The organism is Trichlorobacter ammonificans (assembly GCF_933509905.1).
Lineage (GTDB): Bacteria > Desulfobacterota > Desulfuromonadia > Geobacterales > Pseudopelobacteraceae > Trichlorobacter > Trichlorobacter ammonificans.
This window is the reverse complement of record NZ_OW150024.1, coordinates 2,200,811-2,227,371: the sequence shown is the minus strand read 5'-3', so window position 1 is coordinate 2,227,371 and position 26,561 is coordinate 2,200,811. Positions and strand designations below refer to the sequence as shown.

General features: G+C 63.1%; 23 protein-coding genes and 1 tRNA gene. 10 read left to right on the top strand and 14 right to left on the bottom strand.

What is annotated here, in order from left to right; genetic code table 11:
- Positions 1 to 43 precede the first annotated feature (43 nt).
- From grpE to RAK07_RS10040, 3 genes are all read right to left on the bottom strand, one after another.
- Positions 44 to 592 carry a nucleotide exchange factor GrpE gene (gene grpE / locus RAK07_RS10050; protein ID WP_305732699.1) on the bottom strand — a complete coding sequence of 183 codons (549 nt, stop codon included), beginning with the start codon at positions 590 to 592 and terminating at the stop codon, positions 44 to 46.
- Between the two features lie 35 nt (positions 593 to 627).
- Complete coding sequence (gene hrcA / locus RAK07_RS10045; protein ID WP_305732698.1) at positions 628 to 1,659, bottom strand: heat-inducible transcriptional repressor HrcA; 1,032 nt, start codon at positions 1,657 to 1,659, stop codon at positions 628 to 630.
- A gap of 117 nt (positions 1,660 to 1,776) precedes the next feature.
- Positions 1,777 to 2,727, bottom strand: coding sequence for a YbgA family protein (locus tag RAK07_RS10040; protein ID WP_305732697.1), 951 nt, complete (start codon positions 2,725 to 2,727; stop codon positions 1,777 to 1,779).
- A 183-nt stretch (positions 2,728 to 2,910) separates the two neighbouring features.
- Here RAK07_RS10040 and murI point away from each other — a divergent pair, with 183 nt between their 5' ends.
- From murI to RAK07_RS09990, 10 genes are all read left to right on the top strand, one after another.
- Positions 2,911 to 3,750: a glutamate racemase gene (gene murI, locus RAK07_RS10035; RefSeq protein WP_305732696.1), complete on the top strand. Its 840-nt coding sequence runs from the start codon at positions 2,911 to 2,913 to the stop codon at positions 3,748 to 3,750.
- Complete coding sequence (locus tag RAK07_RS10030) at positions 3,747 to 4,355, top strand: GerMN domain-containing protein (RefSeq protein ID WP_305732695.1); 609 nt, start codon at positions 3,747 to 3,749, stop codon at positions 4,353 to 4,355. Before murI ends, RAK07_RS10030 begins: the two co-directional genes overlap by 4 nt.
- Before the next feature lie 4 nt (positions 4,356 to 4,359).
- The gene (locus tag RAK07_RS10025; protein ID WP_305732694.1) at positions 4,360 to 4,818 is read left to right on the top strand and encodes a RomY N-terminal domain-containing regulatory protein; all 459 of its coding nucleotides are present in this window, start codon (positions 4,360 to 4,362) and stop codon (positions 4,816 to 4,818) included.
- Between the two features lie 96 nt (positions 4,819 to 4,914).
- Positions 4,915 to 4,991, top strand: a tRNA-Met gene (locus RAK07_RS10020).
- A gap of 226 nt (positions 4,992 to 5,217) precedes the next feature.
- Complete coding sequence (hoxE, locus tag RAK07_RS10015; RefSeq protein WP_305732693.1) at positions 5,218 to 5,730, top strand: bidirectional hydrogenase complex protein HoxE; 513 nt, start codon at positions 5,218 to 5,220, stop codon at positions 5,728 to 5,730.
- A complete protein-coding gene (locus tag RAK07_RS10010) occupies positions 5,717 to 7,435 on the top strand; it encodes a (2Fe-2S) ferredoxin domain-containing protein (protein ID WP_305732692.1) in 1,719 nt (572 codons plus the stop codon). Before hoxE ends, RAK07_RS10010 begins: the two co-directional genes overlap by 14 nt.
- Positions 7,435 to 8,157, top strand: coding sequence for a bidirectional hydrogenase complex protein HoxU (hoxU, locus tag RAK07_RS10005; protein ID WP_305732691.1), 723 nt, complete (start codon positions 7,435 to 7,437; stop codon positions 8,155 to 8,157). The genes RAK07_RS10010 and hoxU overlap by 1 nt, the downstream gene beginning before the upstream one ends.
- Positions 8,154 to 8,681: an NADH-quinone oxidoreductase subunit B family protein gene (locus RAK07_RS10000; protein ID WP_305732690.1), complete on the top strand. Its 528-nt coding sequence runs from the start codon at positions 8,154 to 8,156 to the stop codon at positions 8,679 to 8,681. Before hoxU ends, RAK07_RS10000 begins: the two co-directional genes overlap by 4 nt.
- Before the next feature lie 4 nt (positions 8,682 to 8,685).
- Positions 8,686 to 10,125: a Ni/Fe hydrogenase subunit alpha gene (locus tag RAK07_RS09995; RefSeq protein ID WP_305732689.1), complete on the top strand. Its 1,440-nt coding sequence runs from the start codon at positions 8,686 to 8,688 to the stop codon at positions 10,123 to 10,125.
- 91 nt (positions 10,126 to 10,216) lie between these two features.
- Complete coding sequence (locus RAK07_RS09990; RefSeq protein ID WP_305732688.1) at positions 10,217 to 10,669, top strand: Hsp20/alpha crystallin family protein; 453 nt, start codon at positions 10,217 to 10,219, stop codon at positions 10,667 to 10,669.
- Positions 10,670 to 10,757: 88 nt separating this feature from the next.
- Here RAK07_RS09990 and RAK07_RS09985 read toward each other — a convergent pair whose 3' ends face one another.
- From RAK07_RS09985 to RAK07_RS09935, 11 genes are all read right to left on the bottom strand, one after another.
- Positions 10,758 to 11,879, bottom strand: coding sequence for an ABC transporter permease (locus RAK07_RS09985; RefSeq protein WP_305732687.1), 1,122 nt, complete (start codon positions 11,877 to 11,879; stop codon positions 10,758 to 10,760).
- 1 nt (position 11,880) lies between these two features.
- A complete protein-coding gene (gene rbbA / locus RAK07_RS09980; protein WP_305732686.1) occupies positions 11,881 to 14,658 on the bottom strand; it encodes a ribosome-associated ATPase/putative transporter RbbA in 2,778 nt (925 codons plus the stop codon).
- Entirely contained in the window at positions 14,655 to 15,728 is a 1,074-nt protein-coding gene (locus tag RAK07_RS09975) for an HlyD family secretion protein (RefSeq protein WP_305732685.1), read from the bottom strand. The genes rbbA and RAK07_RS09975 overlap by 4 nt, the downstream gene beginning before the upstream one ends.
- A 332-nt stretch (positions 15,729 to 16,060) precedes the next feature.
- Positions 16,061 to 16,618, bottom strand: a complete 558-nt coding sequence (locus tag RAK07_RS09970) for an acyloxyacyl hydrolase (protein ID WP_305732684.1) — start codon at positions 16,616 to 16,618, stop codon at positions 16,061 to 16,063.
- Between the two features lie 37 nt (positions 16,619 to 16,655).
- Positions 16,656 to 17,609 (bottom strand): phospholipase A, encoded by a 954-nt coding sequence (locus RAK07_RS09965; protein WP_305732683.1) that lies wholly within the window; start codon positions 17,607 to 17,609, stop codon positions 16,656 to 16,658.
- Positions 17,606 to 19,027 (bottom strand): AdeC/AdeK/OprM family multidrug efflux complex outer membrane factor, encoded by a 1,422-nt coding sequence (gene adeC, locus RAK07_RS09960; RefSeq protein WP_305732682.1) that lies wholly within the window; start codon positions 19,025 to 19,027, stop codon positions 17,606 to 17,608. Before adeC ends, RAK07_RS09965 begins: the two co-directional genes overlap by 4 nt.
- A 1-nt stretch (position 19,028) precedes the next feature.
- The gene (locus RAK07_RS09955; RefSeq protein WP_305732681.1) at positions 19,029 to 22,187 is read right to left on the bottom strand and encodes an efflux RND transporter permease subunit; all 3,159 of its coding nucleotides are present in this window, start codon (positions 22,185 to 22,187) and stop codon (positions 19,029 to 19,031) included.
- 63 nt (positions 22,188 to 22,250) lie between these two features.
- Positions 22,251 to 23,450: an efflux RND transporter periplasmic adaptor subunit gene (locus RAK07_RS09950; RefSeq protein ID WP_305732680.1), complete on the bottom strand. Its 1,200-nt coding sequence runs from the start codon at positions 23,448 to 23,450 to the stop codon at positions 22,251 to 22,253.
- A 65-nt stretch (positions 23,451 to 23,515) separates the two neighbouring features.
- Complete coding sequence (locus RAK07_RS09945) at positions 23,516 to 24,097, bottom strand: TetR/AcrR family transcriptional regulator (protein WP_305732679.1); 582 nt, start codon at positions 24,095 to 24,097, stop codon at positions 23,516 to 23,518.
- Between the two features lie 230 nt (positions 24,098 to 24,327).
- A complete protein-coding gene (gene wrbA, locus RAK07_RS09940; RefSeq protein ID WP_305732678.1) occupies positions 24,328 to 24,939 on the bottom strand; it encodes an NAD(P)H:quinone oxidoreductase in 612 nt (203 codons plus the stop codon).
- Positions 24,940 to 25,218: 279 nt separating this feature from the next.
- A complete protein-coding gene (locus tag RAK07_RS09935; RefSeq protein ID WP_305732677.1) occupies positions 25,219 to 26,433 on the bottom strand; it encodes a zinc ribbon domain-containing protein in 1,215 nt (404 codons plus the stop codon).
- Between the last annotated feature and the right edge of the window lie 128 nt (positions 26,434 to 26,561).

Genomic DNA, 26,561 nt, shown 5'->3' with positions numbered 1-26,561 from the left:
CTAAGCAGAGCCCCCCGAAAAAACAAGGGGGACCACGCAAAAATTATTTGGGAGCGCAGGCCACCGACACCATGGCCGGCCGGACTAGACGGTCCTTGAGCAGGTAGCCTTTCTGAAACTCCTGCACGATGGCGTTGGCCGGGTAGTCGCCGGTCGGCACCTGTGACATGGCCTGGTGAAACGCCGGATCGAAGGGGGTGCCGCTGCCCCCCTCCACAACGCTGACTCCGAACTTCTTCAGGGCGCTCATCAGCAGGGTGTGGGTCATCCGAACCCCTTCCACCAGGGCCGGCAGACCGTCCTCGTTGGCATGGTCAAGGGCGCGCTCCAGGTTGTCCACCACCGGCAGCACCTCTTCCACCAGCGACTTGACTCCGTAATTGAGCAACTCTTCCTTTTCCCGGGAAGCGCGCTTCCTGAAATTCTCGAGGTCGGCCCGCTCCCGCAGGAAACGGTCCCAGTTTTCCCGTGCCTCCTGCTCCTTGGCGGCCAGCGCCTCCTCCAGCATGCCGATCCGTTCGTCCGGTGTTGCTTCAGCCTGTTCAACCGCCGCTTCGGCGAGTCGCTCTTCCGTGCCGTTCACGTCGCTCATGAAAATTCAGTATCCTCTCTTGCTATGGTGATTGGTTACTCTCTGGTCAGCAGTCTGCTGACCAGGCGTGCGGTATAGTCCACGATCGGGATGACATTGGAGTAGCCCATGCGGGTGGGGCCCACCACTCCCAGCAGGCCGATGGTGTTGTCATCGGTCATGTAGGTGGAAGTGATCAGGCTCATGCCGGTCATTTCCTTCAGCGGCGTTTCAGAGCCGATGAAAATCTGGACGCCGCGGGCATTCATGCAGCCTTCCAGTAGTCCCACCAGTCGTCCCTTCTCTTCGAACGCCTTGAAAATCTCCCGCATTTTGGCCACGTCGGCAAACTCGGGGTGCTCGAAAATGCGGGACTGTCCCGCAATGTACAGCTCGTCCTGCTCGTCGGGGAGCGCCTGGCGGGAGAGAGAAAGGGCGTCGGCCATCAGCCGGTCGTAGCAGCTCTTGTCCGATGCCATCTCCGTCAGTACCCGGTCGCGTACCTGGCTGATGGTCAGCCCCTCCAGCATGCTGTTCAGGTAGTTGCCCATCCGGACCAGGTCTTCGGAGGAAAACTCCTGATCGGTTTCGATGATCCGGTTCTGAATGGCGCCGTTGCCAGCCACCAGAATGGCCAGCAGTCTGCCGGCGGAAAGCTTGATGAACTCGATGTGACGAAAAACACCCTGGGTAAAGCGGGGTGCCATGACAATGCCGGTGTAATTGGACAGCGCCGACAGGGTACGGCTGGTTTCCCGCAGCAGGTCGGTCAGGTTGCCGCCGGTTTCGCGGTAGTGCTTGAGGATCTGGCGTTTTTCCCGGTGCGTGATCTGGCGGAGCGAGACGAGGCTGTCCACGTAGAACCGGAATCCCTTGTCGGTGGGAATCCGGCCGGCGGAGGTGTGGGGTGAGGCGAGCAGTCCCAGCTCTTCAAGGCTGGCCATGACGTTGCGGACTGTTGCCGGTGACAGCGCCATGGCGTGCCGCCGGGCCACCGCCGAACTGCCCACCGGTTCCGCGGTGGTGATATAATCCTCAACAATGGCTTCGAGAATCTGTCTGCTACGCTGTGAGAGGCTTACATCCATGGCTCACCCTCATAAAAATAGCACTCGCAACCAAAGAGTGCTAATGACAGCAAAGGTAATGAGTGCCCGGTTATTTGTCAAGGGAGATTTGCGGGACAGGAGCGGTTAAAAGCCGCTTTAGACGTGGTTGCGCAGCATCAGCTCCGCCGGGTAGGGGTCGAGGTACACCTGTCCCTGGAGGTAGGTCGCGTCATATTTCCTGACATAGTGCTTCAGTAGGGTCAGTGGGGCCACCAGCGGCGTCAGGCCGGTACGGTAGCGGGAGATCAGTTCCTGCAGCTCCTTCTTGTCGTCGGTTGATAATGCACGTTTAAAATAACCCGCCAGGTGCTGGAGCACGTTGGTCTGCTTCCGGCGGGTGGCATGCAGCGACAGGGCCCGCATGAACAACTCCGCGTAGGCGGCGAGCAGTTCCGGCAGGGGGTGCTCGCCGCATCCCGCCACCAGGCGACCGGTTTCCCGGTACAGTTGCGGACTGTGCGCCATCAGCAGCAGTTTGTGGACCGTATGGAAGGCAACCAGCTCGCCCGGCGAGGGGGAACCTGCCAGGAACGTGGTCAGGCGATGGTAACCGAATACCCGCCCCAAAAAATTCTCGCGGATATCGGGGGAGTTCAGACGCCCCTCCTCCTCCAGGGGAAGCAAGGGGAGGGAGTGGCGCACGGCAGCGGCGAACAGGCCGCTCCCCTGCTTGCGGGGCATGCCGCCGTCGACGTAGACCTTGACCCGGTACAGACCGGAACTGGGGGAGTCCTTTTTGAAGATGAAACCGCACAGCTTTCCGGCGGCAAGCTCCGCCACCTTACCACTGCAGTAGGTCTGCATTCGTTCGGTCATATCCACGCGGCTGCGGATGGTCATCAGGCGCGGCGCAACCGGATCCCCTTCGAGCCGCATCGGTTCGCGGGGAATCGGCATGCCACACTCCACCTCCGGACAGACCGGCAGCAGCTCGAAATAGCGCCCCAGCAGGTCGGTGACATAGCGGTCGTGCTTGTGGCCGCCATCGTAGCGGACCGCCTGACCCAGCAGGCAGGCGCTGACTCCCAGCGTCAGTTCGTGCGGCATACGCGTTTTCCTCCGACTGAGTAGCTTAGAGCATCGCCTGCAGGGGCGTCAAGCCGTTCTCACCCGGGGCGCGGGTGGTTCTGGGCGGTTTAATCCCCTTGCCTGGGGCGATAAAAAGCGTATATAGTTCTCCATTGCTCTGAATGTAACAAAATGTAACGGATGAATGGGGTATAATACGGCATGTCCTGGCAGGCCATAGGCATATTCGATTCCGGCGTGGGGGGGCTGACGGTGCTGCGGGAGGTCATGCGGGCACTTCCCCAGGAAGACACCATCTATTTCGGTGACACGGCACGGGTTCCCTACGGTACCAAATCGCCGGACACCGTCATCCGTTACTCCCAGGAGATCGCCTCTTTCCTGGTGACCCGCGATATCAAGCTGCTGGTGGTTGCCTGCAACACGGCCTCAGCGGTGGCCTTGCCCACCCTGCGGCGTATGCTGCCGATTCCGGTGGTAGGGGTGATCGAGCCGGGGGCCAAGCGGGCGGCGGAGGTGACCAGAAACGGTGTCGTCGGCGTCATCGGCACTGCCGGTACCATCCGCAGCAGTGCCTATAGCCGTGCCATCAAACGCTTGAATCCCGAGCTGTCGGTACTGGCCCGCGCCTGTCCCCTGTTTGTGCCGCTGGCCGAAGAGGGGTGGGTCGATAACGAGATTGCCCGCCTCACCGCCGTGACGTACCTTGAGGAGCTGCGCCAGACCGGCGTCGATACCCTGGTGCTGGGATGCACCCATTATCCGCTGCTCAAGAAGACCATTGCCGCGGTCATGGGGCCGCAGGTCACCCTGGTGGACTCGGCGGAGGAAACGGCCCGCACGGTCAGCAGAATCCTCACGGAGAAAAACATGCTGCGCCCGGTTGAAGAGCAGGGGAACAACCACTACTTCGTTACCGATGTCCCCGCAGGGTTCATCAGGATCGGCAACCGTTTCCTGGGGGGCAGGCTGGGGGACGTCTACCAGGTTTCCCTGGAGGAGTGTCGCCTGCCGTTAGGCGAGAAGGACGTGAAATCATGAAACACAAACGACGGATTGGTGCCGATATCATCGTTCCCTTCCTCCTTGCCGTCGTGGTCTTCGGAGGGCTGTTCCTGCAGAAATACCGGCAGGCCTCCGTGCTGCCCACCGTGCCGCCGGCCCAGCAGGGGACGGCAGCGGTTCGCAAGGTGGTGCTGTTCTTTGCCGATCACGAGGGGCGGTTGGCGCGGGAAGCGCGCGAAACGGAGCGCTGCTCCACACCCACGGACTGTGCCCGCTCACTGCTGGACGAGCTGTTCAGCGGTCCGGTAGGGGACTTTGACGACCTGCTGCCGGAATGGACCAGCATCAACGACGTCACCCTGGCGGGGGATACGGTCACCGTCGATCTTGATCGGGTTTTTTCCGAAAATCTGCCTTCGGGCAGCTCGTCGGAAATGCTGGCGGTCTACGCCATCGTCAACACCATCTGTGCCAATCTGCCGGAAGTCCGTCAGGTCAGGATAACCATCGACGGCGATCCCCGTTCGCGTCTGAGGCATCTCGATCTTTCCGAACCACTGGAGCCCAACTATGAGCTGGAGGCGCCCCACCAGTCGCCGGTGCGGCCGCTTGCCCCTCCGGTACGGGTAGCACCACGGTAGCGCCATGCTGCTCGGCTACAATCATAACGTCACGTACAAGGGCGAAGTCTACCACGTCCAGACCGAAGACAGCGGGCTGCGCAACCCGCATATCGTCACCCTGCTCTACCGTGCCGGCGTCATTCTCTGCTCCCGCAAAACCAGTTATGCCGATATTCTCAAGATCGACAATCTTGAGGCGGTCGTAGAAGACCTGATGAAGGAACAGCACAAGGAGATGATGCGCCGGCTGAAAAACGGCGAATTCGATGATAAGATTACAGCACTGATGGCCACTGCCGCGAAGCCGGAGGTGGCCATCAGTGCTGCTGCTTCGGGCGATGACCCTCAAGTGCCGGCGGCAGTAGAAGCGGTGCCGGCTAGCGCAGCAGCTCCCCGGCTGGATCAATCGGCAGCGGGACAACGGGGCAGCCTCGATGAGGCGGTGGAGCGTTTTTTTGCCGGCATGAAGCAGAAAAGCTGAATAATCTTAAACTGATTGTTGCTGTTGATGTAAGTAAGGATAAAAAACTGTTGACGAAGGCCTTGAAACGGTCTATAAAACAAATTCTTCAATTGACGCGGGGTGGAGCAGTCTGGTAGCTCGTCGGGCTCATAACCCGAAGGTCAGAGGTTCAAATCCTCTCCCCGCAACCAAACAAATTCAGGGACTTGCGTAATGGCGAGTCCCTTTTTTATTGCCATGTGTACCCTGGATTGTACCCTAAAGTTATTGTAGCGCGCGATTTGCTTTGGCAGTGATTTGAATCCGGTTTGGCAGTTTGTTCCGACTGAGCACCAGCGGTCACTACGCTTTGACTTTTCGCGTATGTGCGCTATGTAATAAAGATGTATTCAGCGCAGATGCACCGGGAGGAAACCAATGTCCGACCATCATGAACGCGTCGACCTTGCCGCAGACCCGCGGCTCAAGCTGGTGGACCGGGCCATGAAGCGGTTGCAGTACCAGCCGGACGCTCTGATCGAGGTGCTGCATACGGCCCAGGAGGCGTTCGGGTTCCTGAGTCGTGAGCTACTGGCCCATATTGCCGCCAGTCTGAAACTGCCGGAGAGTCAGGTGTTTGGTGTGGCCACCTTTTATCATTTCTTCAGTCTGCGTCCGAAAGGCGACCACACCTGTATCGTCTGCACCGGGACCGCCTGCTACGTGAAGGGAGCGGGTGAAATCGTGACGTCCCTTGAACGTGCGTACGGCGTCAGGGCCGGCCAGACCACGGCGGACGGCAAATTGTCCCTGGGAACAGCCCGCTGTCTGGGGAACTGCAGCCTGGCACCCATGATGACGCTTGACGATCGGGTGCACGGGCCGGAGACGCCGCAGGGGGCCAGCGAACGGATACGACGGGTGCTGGAGGCGGGCGATGAACAGAGCTGAGCTGATTGAGCTGGCGGAGCTGGAGCGGCAGCGGCGCGACACGATGAAGTTGCGGTTGCTGGTCTGCTGCGGTACTCCCTGCATGGCCGCCGGCAGCGAGGCCGTGGTGGCGGCGCTGCGGCAGCGGCTGGCGGAATCCGGCACTCCGGCCGAGCTTGCGGTGGTAGGAACCGGCTGCCTGGGGCCCTGTAGCAGGGGACCGTTGCTGACCGTGCAGCGTCCGGAGCATCCTGAGCTGTTCTATGAGCGGGTTACCCCGGAGTTGGCGGTAACGATTCTGGACTGCCATCTTCGTGCCAGCTCTCTGCCCGAACACAACTTGCTGCCGCCCGATTTTCCGTTTTTCAGTCGTCAACTGCGGGTGGTGCTGGCCGGCAGCGGCCGGATCGATCCCGAGGATATCCGCCAGTACATCGGCCATGGCGGCTACGAAGCCTTGGCTCAGGTGCTGCACGAGATGACCCCGGAGGAGGTCTGCGACGGGGTTACCGTCAGTGGGCTGCGGGGGCGCGGCGGCGGCGGCTATCCCACGGGCCTGAAGTGGCACCTGGTACGCAAGGAAAACGGTCCCCGCACATTCGTGGTGGCGAACGGCGACGAGGGGGACCCCGGCGCCTACATGGACCGTTCACTGATGGAGTCGGACCCGCACCGCATCTTGGAGGGAATGGCCATCGCCGGCTACGCCGTGGGGGCGGAGCAGGGGTATCTCTATGTCCGGGGCGAATACCCGCTGGCAGCCAAGCGCTTGCAGACGGCGATCCGCGACGCGGAGCGGCTGGGGGTGCTGGGCAGCCGGGTACTGGATTCCAGCTTCAGCTTCCGGGTGGATATCCGGATCGGTGCCGGAGCGTTCGTCTGCGGCGAAGAGACGGCGCTGCTGGCTTCCATCATGGGGCGTCGGGGGCAGCCGCGCATCCGTCCTCCCTATCCGGCCCAGTCCGGCCTCTGGGGTTGTCCCACCCTGATCAATAACGTTGAAACCTTCGGCAACATTCCCGCCATATTCGGCATGGGACCCGAGGCCTTTGCCGCCGCGGGCCTCGGCAAGAGCCGCGGCACGAAGGTGTTTGCGCTCTGTGGCGAAGTGGTGAACACCGGCCTGATCGAAGTGCCGATGGGGATCAGCCTGCGGGAAATCGTTTACGATATCGGCGGCGGTCTCTCCGGCGGTGCGGCCTTCAAGGCTGCCCAGACCGGCGGCCCCAGCGGCGGCTGCATTCCGGCATCCAGGCTGGACACGCCGGTGGATTACGAACATCTGCAGGAGCTGGGTTCCATCATGGGGTCCGGCGGGCTGATCGTGATGGGAGAAGGGAGTTGCATGGTGGACGTGGCCCGCTTCTTCATGGAGTTCTGTCTTGATGAGAGCTGCGGCAAATGCGTTCCCTGCCGTGCCGGTACCATCGAGATTTACCGGCTGCTTTCCCGGATCTGCAACGGCAGCGCCACGACGGTTGATCTGGAAAACCTTGAGAAACTCTGCCGGATGGTCAAGGACACCTCGCTCTGTGGGCTGGGGGCGGCGGCTCCCAACCCGGTGCTGTCCACCCTGCACTGGTTTCGTGAGGAGTATGAGGCCCACCTGCGGGAGCGGCGCTGCCCGGCCGGAGTTTGCACCATGAACGAACTGCCGCTGCACCTGATGGCTGAGGAACTGCTCAAGCGGGTCCACGCCTCGCAGGTGGCCGGGGAGGGGTTCTGATGGCAGCCATAACGCTCACCCTGAACGGAGAACTGGTGACGGCCCGCCAGGACCAGACCATCCTGGAGGTGGCCCGCGAACACGGTATTGCGATCCCGACCCTGTGCTATCTGGAGGGACTGGAGGAGATGGGGGGCTGCCGTCTTTGCATGGTGGAGGTCGCGGGAAGCTCCCGGCCGGTACCGGCTTGCATAACCAGGGTGCAGGAAGGGATGGCGGTTACCACCCACAGCGACACCATCACCGATTACCGCCGGATGATCGTTGAGTTGTTGCTGGCGGAGCGCAATCATACCTGTGCGGTCTGCGTGCAGAACGGCAGCTGTGAGCTGCAGAGCCTGGCGGCGACGCTGGGGGTTGACCACGTCCGTTTCGACTACCTGCATCAGCAGCTTTCCATGGATGCCAGCCGGGAGCGTTTTGCGCTGGACCACAACCGGTGCGTACTGTGTCTGCGGTGCGTGCGGGTTTGCGACGCGGTGGAGGGAGCCCACACCTGGGATGTGCGGGGCAGGGGGGTCACCAGCCGGATCGTGGCAGACCTGGATCGTCCCTGGGGCGAAAGCGTCAGTTGTACCGACTGCGGCAAATGCGTCCAGCTCTGCCCCACCGGCGCACTGTTCAGGAAGGGAGCCACGGTGGGCGAGATGGTCAAGGAGCGGGCGTTTCTGCTGCGGCTGCTGGAGCGCCGCCGCCGTATTGCCCGGGGGAGGCTGCCATGAAGAAACTCAGGCTGGCCACCGCCTGGCTGGGGGGATGCTCCGGTTGTCATATGAGCTTTCTCGATCTGGGAGAGGAGCTGATGGAACTGGCCGATGCCGTGGAGCTGGTCTACGGTCCGCTGGTGGATGCCAAACAGTTTCCCGGGCAGGTGGACGTCGCTCTGATCGAAGGGGCGCTGGCCACTACGGAAAATCTGGAGCTTTTGCAGCAGATACGGGAGAACAGCCGGATCGTGGTCAGCCTCGGCGACTGTGCCGTCACCGGTAACGTCACCAGCCTGCGGAACTTCTTTTCCGTCGACGACCTGCTGACCGCCGTCTACCAGGCCGGCCCCGGCAGCCGGCCCGGCGGCGAGGAATTGCCGGAACTGTTGCCCCGGGTGCTGCCGTTGCACCAGGTGGTAACGATCGACGCCTTCATCCCCGGCTGTCCGCCGGACCCGGAGCGCATCCGGACGGCTGTGCGGGCGTTGCTGCAGGGGGAGCCGGTGCACCTCAGCGCGGAACAACGAACATTCGGATAACGCCATGCCAACCACCATCACCATAGCTCCGGTCACCCGGATCGAGGGACACGCCAAGATCACCATCCACCTGAACGACGCCGGCGAGGTGGCTGACGCCCGTTTTCACGTCACCGAATTCCGAGGGTTCGAAAAATTCTGCCTGGGACGCAGCTACCGGGAGATGCCCTCCATCACCGAACGGATCTGCGGCATCTGCCCCGTGAGCCATGCCCTGGCCTCGGCCAAGGCCGGCGACGCCCTCAAGGGGGTACGGATACCGCCGGCTGCGGAAAAGCTGCGGCGGCTGATGCACTGCGCCCAGATCGTGCAGAGCCATGCCCTGAGTTTCTACCTGCTCTCCGGTCCGGACCTGCTGCTGGGGATGGAGAGTGACCCGGCAAAGCGTAACTTGCTGGGGCTGATCGAGGCGATGCCGGCGGTAGCCCGGGAAGGGATCCGGCTGCGCCAGTATGGTCAGGAGGTGATCCGTCTTTTGGGAGATCGCTCCGTCCACCCGGCCTGGGCGGTTTCCGGCGGCGTGCGGGAGCCGCTTGCGCGTGAAACCCGCGACCGGATCGCTGCCGGCCTGCCGGAGGCGCTGGCAACGGCGAAAAAGGCACTGCGGCTGGGTGGCGAGGCGCTGGAGCGCCTGCAGGAGGAAGCGGACTGCTACGGCAGTTTTCCCAGTCTGTACCTCGGGCTGGTCAGCGAGAGCGGCGGGCTGGAACATTACGACGGCAGCCTGCGCATGATGGATACGGGGGGAACGCTGCTGGAAGACCGTCTCGATCCCGACCGCTACGGCGAGATCATCCACGAGGAGGAGCAGAGCTGGAGCTACCTCAAGTTTCCGTGCTATACACCGCAGCAGACGGGGCCCGGTGGCGGCATGTACCGGGTGGGGCCCCTGGCGCGGCTTAATGTGGCTGCCCATGCGGCCACTCCCCTGGCCGATGCCGAACTGCGGGTTTTCCGGCAGTTCGGCGACAACGGTGGTCCGGTCCGGGGCAGCTTCTACTACCACCAGGCCCGGTTGATCGAGATTCTCTTCTGCCTGGAGACCATGGAGCTGCTGCTGGCCGATCCGGAGTTGCTGGACCGCAACGTGCGCAGTCATGCCCGCACCAACAACCGCAGCGGCATCGGCGTGGTGGAGGCGCCGCGCGGCGTGCTGTTCCATGAATACCGGGTGGACGACACCGGCCTGCTGAACTACGTCAACCTGATCATTGCCACCGGCCAGAACAACTTGGCCATGAACCGAACCGTACTGCAGATCGCGAAGAAATACCTGACCGGCGGCCGCCTGTCGGAAGGTCTGCTGAACCGGATCGAACACGGTATCCGTTGTTACGACCCCTGCCTTTCCTGCTCCACCCATGCGATGGGGCGCATGCCGCTGCTGGTTGCCCTGCACGGCCCCTCGGGTGAACTGCTGGACAGCGTTGCACGGCGGGGGTGACCCTTGACAGCGCCGGAATGCTGCTTATCTTGTTTCTCAGACCGGACATACCGGGAAATACTGATGCCGTCAGGCAAGGGAGGTACGTGTCATGGCAATCGTCAAATACAATCCGTTGCGCGAACTGCGCAGCATGCAGGACCAGATGGACCGGCTGCTCAACCTGTCCTGGGGCAATGCCGCCGAGTTCACCGGCGAGGATATCAAGGAAGGGGTCTGGCAGCCGGCGGTGGATATCTACGAGACCGCCGATTCCATCGTGATCAAGGCTGAGCTGCCCGACCTGGACCAGAAGGATATCGACGTGCGGATCGAGGACAACCTGCTGACCATCAAGGGGGAGCGCAAGCACGAAACCGACGTGAAGAAGGAGAATTACCACCGCATCGAACGCTACTTCGGCACCTTCCAGCGCAGCTTCAAGCTGCCTGCTACCGTGGCCCAGGAACGGGTTTCCGCCAGTTGCGAACGAGGGGTGTTGACCATCACCCTGCCCAAGAAGGAAGAGGTGAAGCCGAAGCAGATTCAGGTCGAGGTGAAGTGATTCCAGAGTCGTGAACGGCGACATCGTTCCGGAAGGGAACGAGTGCGGCACAGCGGGCCGGGGTGAATTCCCCGGCCCGTTCGCGTTGTTACGTCATGGTGCCGATGGTCGTCCGGAAGCGCGCCAGCGACAGGACAAACAGCAGCAGCCCGATCAGGGCCAGAAACACGAACTGGGGCCAGACCACCTCGAAGCCGGCGCCGCGAAACAGGATCGCCTGGGCCAGCGAGACGAAGTGGGTATTGGGGGAGGCCAGCATGACGAACTGTACGAACTCCGGCATGCTTTCGCGGGGCGTGGTGCCGCCGGAGAGAATCTGCAACGGCAGCAGCACCAGCATCATCAGCAGACCGAACTGGGGCATGGAGCGGGCAAGGGTGCCGATGAAGATCCCCAGCGACGTTGTGGCGAACAGGTGCAGAAGCGTGCCGGTGACAAACAGCGGGATGGAGCCGCCGATGGGGACCGCCAGCACCCCCTGCACGACCAGGATCAGAGAGCAGACGGAGCCCAGCAGGGTCACCAGCGCCATGGCCCACACCTTGCTGGCCATGATCTCGAACGGAGTGACCGGCATGACCAGCAGGTGTTCCAGCGTGCCGTGCTCGCGTTCGCGGATCAGGGCCGCGCCGGTGAGGATGAGCGAGAGCATGGTGATTTTGTTGATCAGCTCATTGATGCTCCCGAACCAGGACTTGTTGAGCTGCGGGTTGAAGCGTACCCGCAGGGCCAGGTCCACCGGGGGGGAGCTGTTCGAGCGGTACCCCTGGAGAAAACTGGTGACTTCGCCCATGATGATGGACTGGAGGTAGCTGCTGCCGGTGAAGGCCTGACTCATCCTGGTGGCGTCGATGTTGAGCTGGATGGCGGGACTACGCCCGGCCAACACGTCACGCTGGAAGCCGGGAGGAATGGTGAGGGCAAAGGTGTCGAGCCCGCCGTCCATGCGGGCGTCCATCTCCTTCTGGTCGATCAGTACCGGTTTTTTGAAGTAGGGAGGATACAAGGCGTCGACAATCCGCAGGGAGAGCGGGGAGCGGTCCTCGTCCACAACGGCGATGGGAGCCTTGTGCAGGGACTCCGGCATGGCGGTGGCGGCGCTGTAGATGGAAAGGCTGAAGGCGTAGATGATCAGCACGAGCATCACCGGGTCGCGCAGCAGGCTGCGCAGCTCCTTGATGCCCAGATGGAGGATGTTCGCGCCCCGCATGTCAGCGTTCCTGCTTGCGGAGCAGCAGCGCCCCCAGAACGGTCAGGATCGGCAGGGCCAGCAGCAGCGGCAGAAAGGATGCCCGGAGGTCGGCAAAGCCGAGTCCCTTGGAGAAGGTGCCGCGAGCGATGGTCAGAAAGTGGGTGGTCGGATAGATCCGGCCAAAGGCGGCGCCAATCCCCTCCAGCGAGGAAACGGGATCGAGCATGCCGGAGAACTGGACCGCCGGCAGAATGGTCAGTACGGCGGTGCCGAAGAGGGCGGCCACCTGGCTGCGCATGAAGGTGGAAATGACCAGCCCCAGGGAGGTGGCCGCGATCACGTACAGGAGCGCCGCACAGGAGAGGGTTGCAAAGCTCCCCGTGACCGGCACGCCGAACAGCGTCACCGCCAGGAGTGTCAGCATCAGGAAGTTGAGCATCGCCAGGGCCACATAGGGGAGCTGCTTGCCCAGCAGGAACTCCAGGCGACTGACCGGGGTGACGTAGAGATTGACGATGGAGCCCAGCTCCTTTTCCCGTACCACCGACAACGCGCTCAGGATGGCCGGAATCAGCATCAGCAGCAGGGGGATCACGGCGGGCACCATGGCCGGCAGACTCTTCACGTCCGGGTTGTAGCGGAAACGGGTCTCCACGGTGGCGGCTTCCGTGCCTGCCAAACCGACGACACCCTGTCGCGCCATGGTGGAGAGCCAGTGCGCATGCATCCCCTGCACGTAGCCCCGTACCGTTTCAGCGCGCTGGGGCATGGAACCGTCGATCCAGGCCCCCACGCTGACGGCGTTTCCCCGCTGCAGGTCACGGGCGAACCCGGGGGGAAGCTCGATGGCCAGGCTGATCTCACCGCCGCGCATCCGGCGGTCCAGCTCGGCGTAATCTCCGAGGGGCGGTCGCTCCGAGAAGTAGCGCGAACCGGCCAGGTTGAGGCTGTAGCTGCGGCTGATGGTGGTTTGGTCCCGGTCAAGGACGGCGAAGGAGAGGTCTTCCACATCCATGGTGATGCCGTAGCCCAGCACGAGCATCAGGATCACGCTTCCCAGCATGGCGAGGGTCAGACGGACCGGGTCCCGGTACAGCTCCAAGGCTTCGCGGCGGTTGTAGCTGAACATGCGGCTCAGGCTGAAGAGGACATGCTGCCGTGCGGCCGGTCTCCGGGGCATTGCGGCGGCTGCCGGGTGCGGCTCCTCCGGCAGGGCCGTGCCGGCCGGCATCACGTCAGCCTCTTCAAGGTAGCTGATGAACGCCTCTTCCAGGGTCGCTACTCCCCGCCGTGCAATCAGCGCCGCCGGTTCGTCGCTGACCAGCACCCGCCCCCCGTGCATCAGCGAGATCCGGTCGCACCGCTCCGCTTCGTTCATGAAGTGGGTTGAGATGAAAATGGTCACTTTGTCCCGGCGCGCCAGATCAACCATGATCTGCCAGAATGCGTCGCGGGCCACCGGATCGACTCCGGAGGTGGGCTCGTCGAGGATCAGCAGTTCCGGACCGTGGATCATGGCCACCGCCAGCGACAGCCGTTGCCGCTGGCCAAGAGGCAGGGCATCGGGCAGGCGGTCCGTGACCTCCTGCAGTCCGAAGCGTCGGGCCATCGCCTGTACCCGCTCCGGAATGCGTTCCTCCGCTATTCTGAACAGCCGCGCATGCAGTACCAGGTTCTGCCGCACGGTCAGCTCGCCGTACAGGGAAAAGGACTGGGACATGTAACCGACGCGGCGCCTGGTTTCAAGGTCGCGGGGGTCCACCGGCTGGCCGAAGAGCCGTGCTTCCCCCTGGCTTGCTGCCAGCAGGCCGGTCAGCATCTTCATGGTGGTGGTCTTGCCGCAGCCGTTGGAGCCCAGGAAGCCGAAGATTTCCCCCCGCCCGATGCGGAAGCTTACCCGGTCCACGGCGGTGAAGTCGCCGAAGCGCATGGTCAGGCCGTGGGCCTCGATGGCGGTCGTATCGTCATCGGGTTCCCGCGGCGGGATGATGACCGGCTGGTGGCCGGCGCGCCGGGAGGTCGGGAGCAGGGCGATGAATGACGCTTCCAGGGTGGCGCTGCCGGTCTGCTGCAGCAGCTCCCGAGGACTGCCGGTGGCCAGCACGCTGCCGGCGTTCATGGCCACCAGCCAGTCGAAGCGTGCCGCCTCCTCCATGTAGGCGGTGGCCACCAGCACGCTCATCCCGGGGTGTCTGGCACGGATGCGGCCGATGAGTTCCCAGAACTGGCGGCGCGACAGCGGGTCCACCCCGGTGGTGGGTTCGTCCAGGATCAGCAGGTCCGGATCGTGAATCAGCGCGCAGCAGAGCCCCAGTTTCTGTTTCATGCCGCCGGAAAGTTTGCCGGCGGGACGACGGGCAAAGGGGAAAAGCCCGGTGGCATGCAGCAGTTCGGCGATCCGGCGTTCCCGCTCCTGCCGTTCATGGCCGAACAGCCGGGCGAAGAAATCAACGTTTTCTGATACCGAGAGGGTGGGGTAGAGGTTTTTGCCGAGTCCCTGGGGCATGTAGGCTATGCGGGGGCAGACGGTCCGTCGGTGCCCCGCATCGGCCATGCTGCCGCCCAGCACCTCGACGCTTCCGCTTCGGACGGCCCGCGATCCGGCGAGCAACGAGAACAGGCTGGATTTGCCCACGCCGTCGGGACCGATGACGCCGACCATGCAGCCGGCGGGCAGGTCAAGCGACACACCGTCCAGGGCCAGGGTTTGGCCGTAGCGCAGGCTGACACCGGCCAGTCGGGCCACCGCTGCTGCCGGCGTCGCGGTATGGCCGGCTGTGCCGGTGGAGCCGCTCATTGCGGCAGCTTTACCCGGAGGTGCTCCGGCCAGGGGGTGGTCGGGTCGAGCCGAAGGTAGGCAACACCGGGCAGACCGGTCTTGACCCGGGTGATATGCTTTTTGAGCAGCTCCGCCGGAATCTGCGCCTTGACGCGAAACATCAGCTTTTCCCGTTCACTGGCGGTTTCCACGGTTTTGGGGGTGAACTGGGCCACATCGGCGATGAAGGAGGCGGTTGCCGGAATGACGTACTGCGGAGCAGCGTCCAGTACCAGCCGCACCTCCGTTCCCAAGGCAACCTTACCGGCAGCCGAGGTGGGCAGAAAGAAGGTCATGTAGACATCGCTCAGGTCTACCAGACTCACGATCCGCCCTCCCGCACCGACCACTTCGCCGGGCTGGGCCACCCGATACTGTACCCGGCCGTCCCGGGGAGATTTCAGGGTGCTGTCCCGAATCTCCGCCCTGAGCCGTTCGACATTGGCCCGTGCCGCTTCGACAGCCGACTGTGCACTGGCAATCTGGTTGCGTGCCGCCACGATGGTGGAGTCGCCGGCGGCGGCCTGGGCACGGGCCGCGTGCAGCGCTGCTTCGGCACTCGCGAACTGTGCCTGGTTATCATCGGCTTCCTGTTGCGCCACCGCCCCCGTGGTGATCAGCTCCGCCGTGCGGCGTGCATGCTGGCGGGCCTTGACCAGTTCCGCCTCGCGCTGCTTCACCGCGGCCAGCAGCGCCATCTTTTCGCTTTCGCGTTGCGCCAGGTTGCTGTGGGCCGTGGTTACGGCGTTGTGAGCCTGTTGCAGGTACGCTGCGGCCTCGCGTGCCTGGGCTTCCAGGATTTCGGTGTCCATGGTTGCCACCACCTGTCCGGCAGTGACGAACTCTCCTTCGCGTACCAGAATATCTTTGATCCGTCCCGCGGTCTTTGCTGCGATATCGATTTCCACCGCCTCGATACGACCGTTGCCGCTCACCAGACCGGCGTTGACGTCGCCGCCGCTGAACCAGCGCCAGCCGGCCACGCCCAGAACGACAAGCGCCACTGCGCCTGCAGCGATGAGTACCCAACGGTTGCGCTGTCCGTCCATGGTTTCCCTTTCAGCGCCCGGACCGTCCGCACAAGGTTCCGGCCTCATCCCCATATCACTGGAGCCCCTGCGGTTGCATCGGCATCGTGAACAGCCCCGGGACGAGGCGATGGTGTCATCAACGATCCGGATATGACGGTGCTGAGTCCGCATCACAGCATCGATCGCCGCATCGGTGCGTGATCAGATGAGCTTCCTCCGGCTCTGGGCAAGCGGCGCTCGGTGCACGGAAGCGTCATGCTGCTTCCTATAAATAGTATCATGCTACGGTAATTGTTCTACCGGCTGCGCGGAAAAGATTCGACGGGAGGGGGGCTTGAACGGGCAGCCGGCTACCAGTGCCAGCTTGCTTCGATCATGTGCATATCCAACCCCGGGTTCGGGGTGTGGTCGGAGTAGAAGAGGTGCCCGGTGGAGAGATGCTTGATATGGTAGGCCAGTCCCAGGCCGCAGGGAAAACGCCATGAAACACCGACGGAGCCGCCGAAGAGCAGCATGCTGCCGAGGTCATAGGTGCCGAAGGTGCGTTTGTCCAGCAAAGCGGCCATGACGGCTACTTCAAGGCCGGGGCCGGTTTTCGGTTTGCCGACGAGCACCCCGGCTCCGGCCGTGCCGATGAATCCGCTGACATCGCTACTGGTCAGAGCGCCGGCCGCAACCGTGAGACGGGGGGCCAGCCCCCAGCCCGAAGAGTTTCGCCACTCCCAGGGGAGTGCGTAGGCGGCAAAGGCTTCGTACATCTGGAAAGCCTTTTTGCCCTCGCCGAAGCGGGTGCCCGCCCGGAGCCCCGCCTGCTGCCATCCGTCTTCGGCGGCCGGTGCGGTCGTTGCTCCGAAAAACGGCAGTACCACGGTGGCGCCAACAACCAGGAGTGTCAACAGGCGTGCCATGCTGCACCTCGCGGGTCTGTCCGTGAAGCCGTGCGGGCTACAGCCAGTCGGTCAGCATCACGCCGATGCCGATCCGGTTGTTGGGATGTGTGTAGTCCACCAGGCTTTCACCGTAACCGTTAAAATACTGAATATACCCCTTCAGCTTTTTGTGCAACGGAAAGCTCCAGTCGAGCTGGATGGCCCCCTTGTTGCCGGAGGTGCGCAGGTTATTGCGCAGCATCAGGGTCACCGTATGGTCTTTCAGCTTCTGCAGGATCTGCAGTTCTCCGTAGCCGTAATATTTTTCCATCAGGGGATTGTCGTCGTCCGCGCTGCGTTCCGGGATGCGGAACCAGGGCCTGAGGGTCAGGTAGGTGTCGTCCCGGTTGAAGACGAAATTGGCGACAACGCGGTTCCAGCTGCGGGAGAGCGGTTCGCTGCGCCCGTTGGACTGATGGGTGAAGCCGAGGGTCATCAGGGTACCGGTAAGGCCGGCCAGCCGGTAATCGGTTCGGAATGCCAGAAAGACCTCCGGCTCAAAGTTGATTTCACGGAACGGGGCGGAGATTTTGCTGTTATAGGCCTGCCAGAGGGCCACCTGGCTGTAGGCCACGTACAGGGTGCCGTTGTCGCCGAACATGTTCTCCCAGAGCGGTGTCTTGATGCTCAGCTGGAACTTGACCTCCAGGTTGTCCAGCTCCTGTCCGGGACTGCCGGGGAGACCGGCATAGGCGGCGTTGTTGGGTGAGGCGTTGTAGGTGAATGGCAGCAGGTAGTTGGGCTTGTGGGGCAGGATGGAAAATTGCAGATCTCGTGCGCGCTGTTCCTGCTGCAGACGTTGCTGCAGGGCCGGTTTAGCCGTTGTATCCGGGGGAGGGGACGGCGGCGGGAGTTCGCCGGCAGTGACCGGAGCGAACGGTTCCGTCGCGGCCGCGACACCAGCCGGTCCTGCCGCCAGCGCAAGCTGAACGAGCAGGACCGGCACGATGCCCCGCAGCGTGGCCGTCATTGGGCGGCTCCGCCCCCCAGGACCTTGTACAGGGTCACCTGGTTGGCCAGCCGGGCCAGCCGGACGCTGATCAGGTTCTGCTGGGCGCTGTAGGTGGAACGCTGCGAATCCAGCACCGTCAGGTAACTGTCCACGCCCCTGGTGTAGCGGGCTTCGGAGAGACGGTAGCTATCTGCAGCGGCGTCGGTCAGGGCCTGCTGGGCCGCCAGCTGCTCGTCCAGAGTTGCGTTGTTCGCCAGGGTGTCGGCCACCTCCCGGAAGGCGGTCTGGATCGCCTTTTCATACTGGGCCACGGCAATGTCCCGCTCTGCTTTGGAAACGTCGAGGCCGGCCAGATTGGCACCGGTGTCGAAGAGCGGTACGCTGATCTGGGGGACGAAACTCCAGGCAGCGGAGCCGGGCTGGAACAGGTCGGTCAGTTTGGCGCTGGCGGTGCCGAAACTGGCGCTTAAGCCGATGCGGGGAAAGAAAGCGGCCCGTGCCGCACCGATGTTGGCGCTGGCGCTCTTCAGGCGATGCTCCGCCTGCAGGATGTCCGGACGGCGCAACAACACATCGGAGGGAACTCCGGCCGGCAGTTCCTGTACTGCCGTGACCGCCCCCAGTGCCGTCGGCAGCAGCTCCTCCGGCACCGTTGCACCCACCAGCAGGGTAAGGGCATTGCGGGACTGAGCCACCCGGCTGGTGTAGAGGGCACTGTCTCCCCGTGCCGCCTCGACGCGGGTGCGGGCCTGGCTCAGGTCCAGCTGCGAGGAGGCGCCGACCTCGTAGCGCCGCTGGATCAGCCGGTAGCTCTCCTGCTGGCTGACCAGGGTCTCCTGAGCCAGTTGCAGGCGTTCCCGGTCGGCGGCCAGGGTGAGCCAGGCATTGGCCACCTCGGCAATCAGGCTGATCTGGACGGCGCGCCGGGCCTCCTCCGTGGCTAGATACTGCTCCAGGGCCTGCTCCTTCAGGCTGCGCACCCGACCGAACAGATCCAGTTCATAGCTGCTGATCCCCAGCCCGACGCTGTACTGTCGGGCGATACGGGACTGGCCGGTACCGGAGAGATCGGCGGGCAACCGCTGGATGCTGGCGCCGGCAGTGCCGTCGATCTGCGGGAACAGGTCGGCCCGCTGGATCTGGTACTGGGCACGGGTCTTGTCAATATTCAGGGCCGCCACCCGCAGGTCGCGGTTGTTGTTCAGGGCCAGTTCGATCACCTGCCGTACCTGCGGTGCCGTGAAGAACTCCCGCCAGGGGATGTCGGCTGCGGATTTCGTAGTGGTCGGTGCCGCCGGCGTCGTGGCGGACGATGTCGCCGGCCAGTCCGTCGGCACCGGCGCACCGGGGCGGGTGTAGGAGGGAGCCATGGTGCAGCCGGACAGAATCAGCAGCAGTCCGGGAACCAGAAAGCGGGGTGAGACGACGGGTTTCATATCAGTGTACCTCCGGGGCACTTGCGACGGCAGCCGGTTCCACCGGCTGCTTCCTGGCAAAGAAGCGCGAGACCAGCACGAAGAAGAACGGTATGAAGAGCAGGTCGATGAACGTTGCCGAAAGCAGGCCGCCGGTGACGGCGGTGCCGATGGCGTTCTGGGCCGCCGCCCCGGCCCCCTTGGTCAGGGCCAGGGGGAGGGTGCCGAAGAAAAAGGCCAGCGAGGTCATGATGACCGGCCGCAACCGGATCTTCACCGCCGTCAGGGTGGCCTCCACCAGTTCATGCCCCTGATGCATCTGTTCCTTGATGAACTGAATGATCAGAATGGCGTTTTTGGTGGAAAGTCCCACGGTGGTCAACAGGCCGATCTGCAGGTAGACGTCGTTGGGCAGCAGCCGCAGGGTAACGGCGGTGACCGCCCCCACCAGGCCCAGCGGCAGCATCAGCAGGTTGACGAAGGGGATGGTCCAGCTTTCGTACAGCGCCGCCACCGCCAGGAACACCACCAGGAGCGAGATGGCATAGAGGGCCGGCGCCTGGGCCCCTGCCTTTTGTTCCTCGTAGGAGAGGCCGGTCCATTCGTAACCGATGCCCGGCGGCAGTTGGGCCGCCATTTTTTCCATCTCCGCCATCACCTCGCCGGTACTGACCCCCGGTGCAGCCTGCCCCATGATCTCCACGGCGGGAACACCGTTGTAGCGCTCCAGGCGCGGCGATCCGTACTGCCAGTGGGCTGTTGAAAAGGCCGAGAACGGCACCATCTCGCCCTGCGAGTTGCGAACATACCATTTGTTGATATCTTCCGGCAGCATGCGGTAGTTCGGGGCGCCCTGAAGGTAGACCTTTTTGACCCGGCCGTTTTCGATAAAGTCGTTGACGTAGGAACTACCCCAGGCGGTGGCCAGAACGTCGTTGATGCTGTTCAGGGAAACCCCCAGGGCGCCGGCCCGCACGTCGTCGATGTCCAGCTTGAACTGGGGAGAGTCATCCTGGCCGTTGGGGCGCACCGCCATCAGCTTGGGATTTTTCATGGCCATGCCCAGCAACTGGTTGCGGGCCTCCATCAGTTTTTCGTGACCCACGCCGGCACGGTCCTGCAGCATGAAGTCGAAGCCGTTGGCCTGTCCCAGCTCTACCACCGCCGGTGGTGAAAAGGCAAAGGCCAGGCCGTCCTTGATGTGGGCGAAGGCTCCCATGGCCCGCTTGGCGACGGCCGGCGCCCTCAGATTGGGATTCTTGCGCAGTTCCCAGTCCTTGAGCCGCACAAAAGCCAGGCCCATGTTCTGGCCCCGTCCGGCGAAGCTGAAGCCGGCCACGGTAATGATGGTTTCAACGGAATCCTTCTCGTTTTCCAGGAAATGGTGTTCCATCTGTTCGATAACTTTGAGAGTCCGTTCCTGGGTGGCCCCGGCCGGCAGCTGGAGCTGGCAGATGATGAACCCCTGGTCCTCGTCCGGCAGAAAGGCGGTGGGCAGACGCATGAAGAGGACCACCATGGCGGCGACGATGCCGCCGTACACCACCAGGTAGCGCAGCGGCTTGTCGAAGGAACGGCCCACAATTCCCTCGTACTTGTGCTTGCAGAAATCGAAGGCTTTGTTGAAGCGTCGGAAAAAGCCGCTGAACCAGCCGGTTTCGCCGAAGTGATGGCCTTTTTCAATCGGCTTGAGCAGGGTGGCGCAGAGCGCCGGCGTCAGAATCAGCGCCACCAGCACCGACAGGATCATGGCGGAAATGATCGTAATGGAAAACTGTCGGTAGATGACGCCGGTGGAGCCGCCGAAGAAGGCCATGGGCAGGAAGACCGCCGAGAGCACGGTGGAGATGCCCACCAGGGCGCTGGTGATCTGGCCCATGGATTTGACGGTGGCGTCATGGGGCGACAGTCCCTCTTCGGACATGATGCGCTCCACGTTTTCCACCACCACGATGGCGTCGTCCACCAGCAGGCCGATGACGATGACCAGGGCGAACATGGTCAGGGTGTTGATGGAGAAGCCGGAGGCCGCCAGCACGCCGAAGGTTCCCAGCAGTACCACCGGAACCGCAATGGTGGGGATCAGGGTGGCCCGGATGTTCTGCAGGAACAGGAACATGATGATGAAGACCAGGATGACGGCTTCGATCAGGGTATGAACCACCCCCTGGATGGAGACTTTGACGAACGGCGTGGTGTCGTAGGGATACACCACCTTCATACCGGCCGGGAAGTACCGGGACAGTTCGTCCATCTTGGCCTTGATCCGGTCGGCGGTCTCCAGGGCGTTGGCGCCGGCGGCCAGGCGGATAGCCATGCCGCCCAGCGGCTTGCCTTTGTAGCGTGCTTCGATGTCGTAGTTTTCCGTGCCGATTTTGCAGTCGGCCACGTCCTTGAGACGCACCGTGGAACCGTCGCGGGTGCTTTTCAGTACGATCTTTTCAAACTGCTCGACCGTCTGCAGCAGGGTCCGGGCGGTGATGGTGGCGTTGAGTTGCTGGCCCGAAACCGCCGGGTTGCCGCCGAACTGGCCGGCCGATACCTGGGCGTTCTGCGCCTGGATTGCGGCGGACACGTCAGCGGTGGTGAGGCCGAAACTGTTCAGCTTGACCGGATCGACCCAGATGCGCATGGCGTTCTGGGAGCCGAAGACCGTGACTTCGCCGACCCCTTCCGTCCGGCTGATGGGGTCCTGAATGTTAGCTACCATGTAGTCGGTCAGGGCCGGGCGATCCAGGGAGCCGTCCTCGGAAACCACCCCGACGATCAGCAGGAAGTTCTTGGTGGACTTGACCACCTGGATACCCTGTTTCTGGACGATCTGCGGCAACAGCGGCGTGGCCAGTTGCAGTTTGTTCTGTACCTGCACCTGGGCGATGTTGGGGTCGGTGCCGGCCTTGAAGGTCAGGTTGATGGCCACCGCACCGGCGGAGTCGCTGGTGGATGACATATAAATCAGGTTGTCGATACCATTCAGCTTCTGTTCGATCACCTGGGTGACCGTGTCCTGCACGGTCTGGGCCGAGGCCCCGGGGTACATGGCGTTGATGGTGATCTGGGGGGGCGCAATCGGCGGGTACTGGGATACCGGCAGCGTCTTGAGCGCCAACAGGCCGGCCAACATGATCAGGATGGCGATGACCCAGGCGAAGATCGGGCGGTTGATGAAAAAACGGGCCATGAAAAAGCTCCTTGGAATAACGTCCGGCCAGTCAGACTGGTCGGAGCGGTCAGACAAGTCGGATTATTTTTTTGCCGGTGCTGCCGGTTGCTGCTGTGCCGGTGCCGGACCTTCGGGCTTGCTGCCGAACGGAAGCGCCTTCACCGGCGTGCCGGGACGGGTCCGCTGGATACCCTCCACAATGACTCGGTCGCCTGCCTTCAGCCCTTCCGTCGCCAGCCAGGCATCGCCCACGGTGCGCAAAACCTTGATCGGCCGGGGTTCCACCTTCTCCTCGGCGCCTACCACCATTACCAGGGCCTCGCCCTTCGGAGTGCGGGTCACGCCCCGTTGCGGCACCAGAATTGCCTGCTCGCTGACTCCCTCCTCCAGCACCGCACGCACGAACATGCCGGGCAGCAACTGCTGCTTGGGATTGGGGAAGACCGCCCGCAGCGTGACGGAACCGGTGCTCTGGTCAACCGTCACTTCCGAGAATTTCAGGCTGCCGGGCAACCCGTAGGTGCTGCCGTCCTCCAGGATCAGCTTGACCTTGGTCTGGTCGGCGCCGCCCTTCCTGAGCAGGCCGCTTGCCAGGTTACGCTTCAGCGCCAGCAGTTCGGCACTGGACTGGGTCACGTCAACGTAGATGGTGCCGAGTTGCTGAATGGTGGCCAGGGCGGTCTGCTGGCTGGCGGTGACCAGGGCCCCCTCCGTCATGGTGGAGCGGCCGATGCGGCCGGAGATCGGTGCGGTTACCTTGGTGTAAGCCAAGTTGATCCGGGCGGTCTCCACGGCGGCCTTGGCCGCGGCCAGCTCGGCTTCGGCCTGTTTCAGGGCCGCTTGGGCGTCGTCGTTGTCCTGCTGGCTTACCGCCTTGATCTTGACCAGTTCCTGATACCGTTCCGCCTTGAGACGGGCCGACGTCAGGGTAGCCTCGGCCCTGCCCTGGGTGGCTCTGGCGCTGGCCAGCGCAGCCTCGTAGGTGGCGGGATCGATCTGGTAGAGCACCTGGCCGGCCTGGACGTCGCTGCCTTCCGTAAACAGACGTTTCTTGATGATGCCGCCCACCTGGGGGCGTACTTCCGCGATCAGGTAGGGGGCGGTACGGCCGGAAAGCTCGGTGGTCAGCGTCACGTTTTTGGGCTGGATGGTGACGACGCCCACTTCGGGAGGACCTCCCTGGGGAGCGGGAGCTTGTTTCTTGGAGCAGGCGCTTGCCGTCAATCCCGCCACCAGCAGCAGGGTGGCGGCCATCAGTCGTGTACGGGTGGTGTGGTGCATGGTGGTACCTCGTGGTTGTGTGGTCTATCCGGCAAAATGAACAATCATTCAGGAAAAAGAGAGGGTCAACATTTCAGCGAATCCCAACAGGCCGCGGCGATCCGCTCGATCAGAACGTCGTCCAGCTGGATGAAGCCCAGGATATGGTTGCGGGCCACCGAAACGATGGGACCGAAGGCCAGGTCGAAGAGCAGGACCAGCGGCAGGTCCTTGAGCACCTGTTGCGCCATCCCCTGCTTGAACAGCTCGCCGTAGACGCCGCACTCTTCCGAGTGGTTGATGATCCGGTCCCGGCGAAAAGCCACGCCATAGGGAGAATTGTGGAACTGCTCAACGTACTTGAACTCCTGCGGGTGCGTTATGAAGAACTTCAACAGGCCGGTCACCAGATGCATGAACCGCTCCCGGAACGGTTTCTCCTGGGTGTACCCTTCCTCCAGCGCGGCGTTGATCCTGGTCTCCAGTTCCCGGTAGAGGGTAACGATCAGTACATCCTTGTTCTCGAAATAGCGGTAGATGGTGCCGGCGGCCACACCGGCCCGCTCGGCGATGAGCGAGCAGGGGGCGTCGTGGAAGCCGTGTTCCGCCACCAGTTCCATGGTGGCCTGCAGGATCGCCTCCCGCTTGTCGGGCTTGCTTTCTTCCATGCCAGCTCCTTTGATGGAATAAATGAATGACCGTTCATTCATCTCATGGGGGGCGGGTTTCGGTCAAGCAAAAAATTTGCGCGGGGGATGACGGACGCCGTTCATGGCAACGCGGGGGGAGGCTGCGACTGTTGTTTGTTCGGGGGAGGACTGGCAGGGGGCGGGTGGGGAGTTTGCAAACCGATACCGGCGGCTCCGTTCGAAGCCGCCGGTTACTCGTGCCGGTTGGGTTACCGTGCCAGCTTTGCGGCAATGCCTGCCAGGTGGCGCCCCTGGAAGCGGGCCGCGGCCAGCTCGTTCTCGCTGGGCAGCCGTTCTCCCTGACCGCCGGCAATGGTGGAGGCGCCGTAGGGGGAGCCGCCGGTGATCTCGTCGATCCGCATCTGGCCGGCAAAGGAGTAGGGGAGACCCACCACCACCATCCCCTGGTGCAGCAGGAAGGTCTGGAAGGTGAGGATGGTGGACTCCTGGCCGCCGTGCTGGGTGGCGGAACTGGTGAAGACCCCGCCCGGTTTGCCGATCAGCGCCCCCTTGGCCCAGAGACCGCCGGTGGCGTCCAGAAACTGGCGCATCTGGCCGCACATGTTGCCGAAACGGGTAGGGGTGCCGAAGAGGATGCCGTCGTAGGAGGGAAGTTCCTCCACCGTGCAGACCGGTACCCGGGCAAAGGCCTTCTGGGGCTCCAGCGCCCCCATTTTTTCCAGTACCTCAGGCTGCAGGGTCTCCGGTGCCCGGCGCAGGGTGGCCGTGGCGCCGGCCACCTCTCTGACCCCTTCCGCCGCCGCCTCCGCCATCCGGTGGATATGGCCGTACATCGAGTAGTAGAGTATCAGAATGTTCATAGTCGCCTCCAGTCTGTAGCCATGATGAACCGCATGGTCACAGTGTAGCGCAGGGTGGGCGGGGCGCAACCCTTCCGGAGGAAAAATGCCCGGCACCGGCTGTCATGGGGATTGGACGCGGCCAACCCGTTCCAGTACCGTGGGCGCCCGGAGTTTCGTCCGCACGGCTGCCAAGGTGCATCCGCCGCCGCTGCGGGACGGCCTGCTGCAGGAGTGCCTCGACCATAACGGCGCCCTGTCCCGGCGGCTCAACGGTCGGAGGCGCCGGAAGTTCCGCCGTCACGGCGGCGCACATGGCCGGCCGCACTGCCGGCAGTAAACGCCGTACACGTACGTCGGGGCGCCGCAGCTCCGGCAGGGGGCGAACTGGTTGAACCCGCAGAACGGACAGGCCGCGGCATCGGCCGGCAGCCGTTTGCCGCACTGTTGGCATTCGTTGCGGATGATGCGCCGCTCACGCAGCTTCTCGCGGGAAAACAACTTCTTCTGGAAGAGGTAGATCAGCAGCAGTGCTCCGGCCACCGCCAGGGCGATCAGCAGATAGTGCCAGACCGCGATCAGCTTGAAGGAGGTCAACAGCTCAATCAGCGTTGCAAGCAGCTGCTTCGGGATGATCTGGTAGACCGCCTCCACAACCTTGCAGAAAACCGGCACAGCAGCCACCACCAACAGGTGGGAGGAAACCAGGGTCTGCAGCCCCCTGTTCTTTTTGATGCTGGCACTGTTCCACAGGTAGAAAACCGCCAGCAGCGGCAGCAGGAACAGCACCTGCATGCCGAACTTCTTCACCGGATACCAGAAATTCAGGGTACGCAGCTCCTCCAGCAGCGCCTGCCGCTGCTGCTCACCCACCCCCTGTACCTGTCCCCAGAACTGCGCGACACCGGGAGCGGCGTTGATCTCCTGCTCAAGGGCGGCGAGCCTGAGCTGCAGGTTGTTCAGCCTTGCCGTCTTGTCCCGCAGCTCGCTGCTGATCCCCTCGGTGGTTACCTGACCTTTCTGTTTGGCGATCTTTTCCAGCAATGAAGTGTCGTAGGCCCCTTTCAACCCGTCGATGGCCTGCTGCAGCTCGCTTGCTTCGCGGTGGTAGGTACTGTGTTCCTCAAGGGTGCGGGTCAGCAGCGTGTCCTGCTTGAAGCGGCTGATAGCGGCGGTGAACGGGGCACAGATCGGGTGAGTGGTGACGCTTCGCTCCTTCTGGCGGTAGCTACTCTGGCTGGAACTGGTGATGATCTGGGAAAGGTTGCCGATCCGGTTGGTACCGTTCCACTGGCGGGTGATGACGATCTCGCGGCAGACGTGGGGGATGGAGTCGTCCGGGGAGGGAAGTTGCCGGGTGTGCTCGGACAGCCCGGTGAAGATGGCGTTCAGGATGAAAAGGTCCAGGAAGATGATGATGACCAGCGCTGCCGCGCCAAGGGGTTGATTGTCGAGACTGGTCAGATGTCCCTTGATCCTGGTGAGCCTGCCTTTCATACCGCTGCCCTGGTTCATGCGCTCCTCCTGACGGGGCACGGAATTGCCTTGCAGCCCCTCATGCGACTGCCCTCATATAGGCAGAATGTAACCCTCTTCTAAAATTATCTGATATCGAACAGGAGATGTCGTGTGCCATAGCCGAT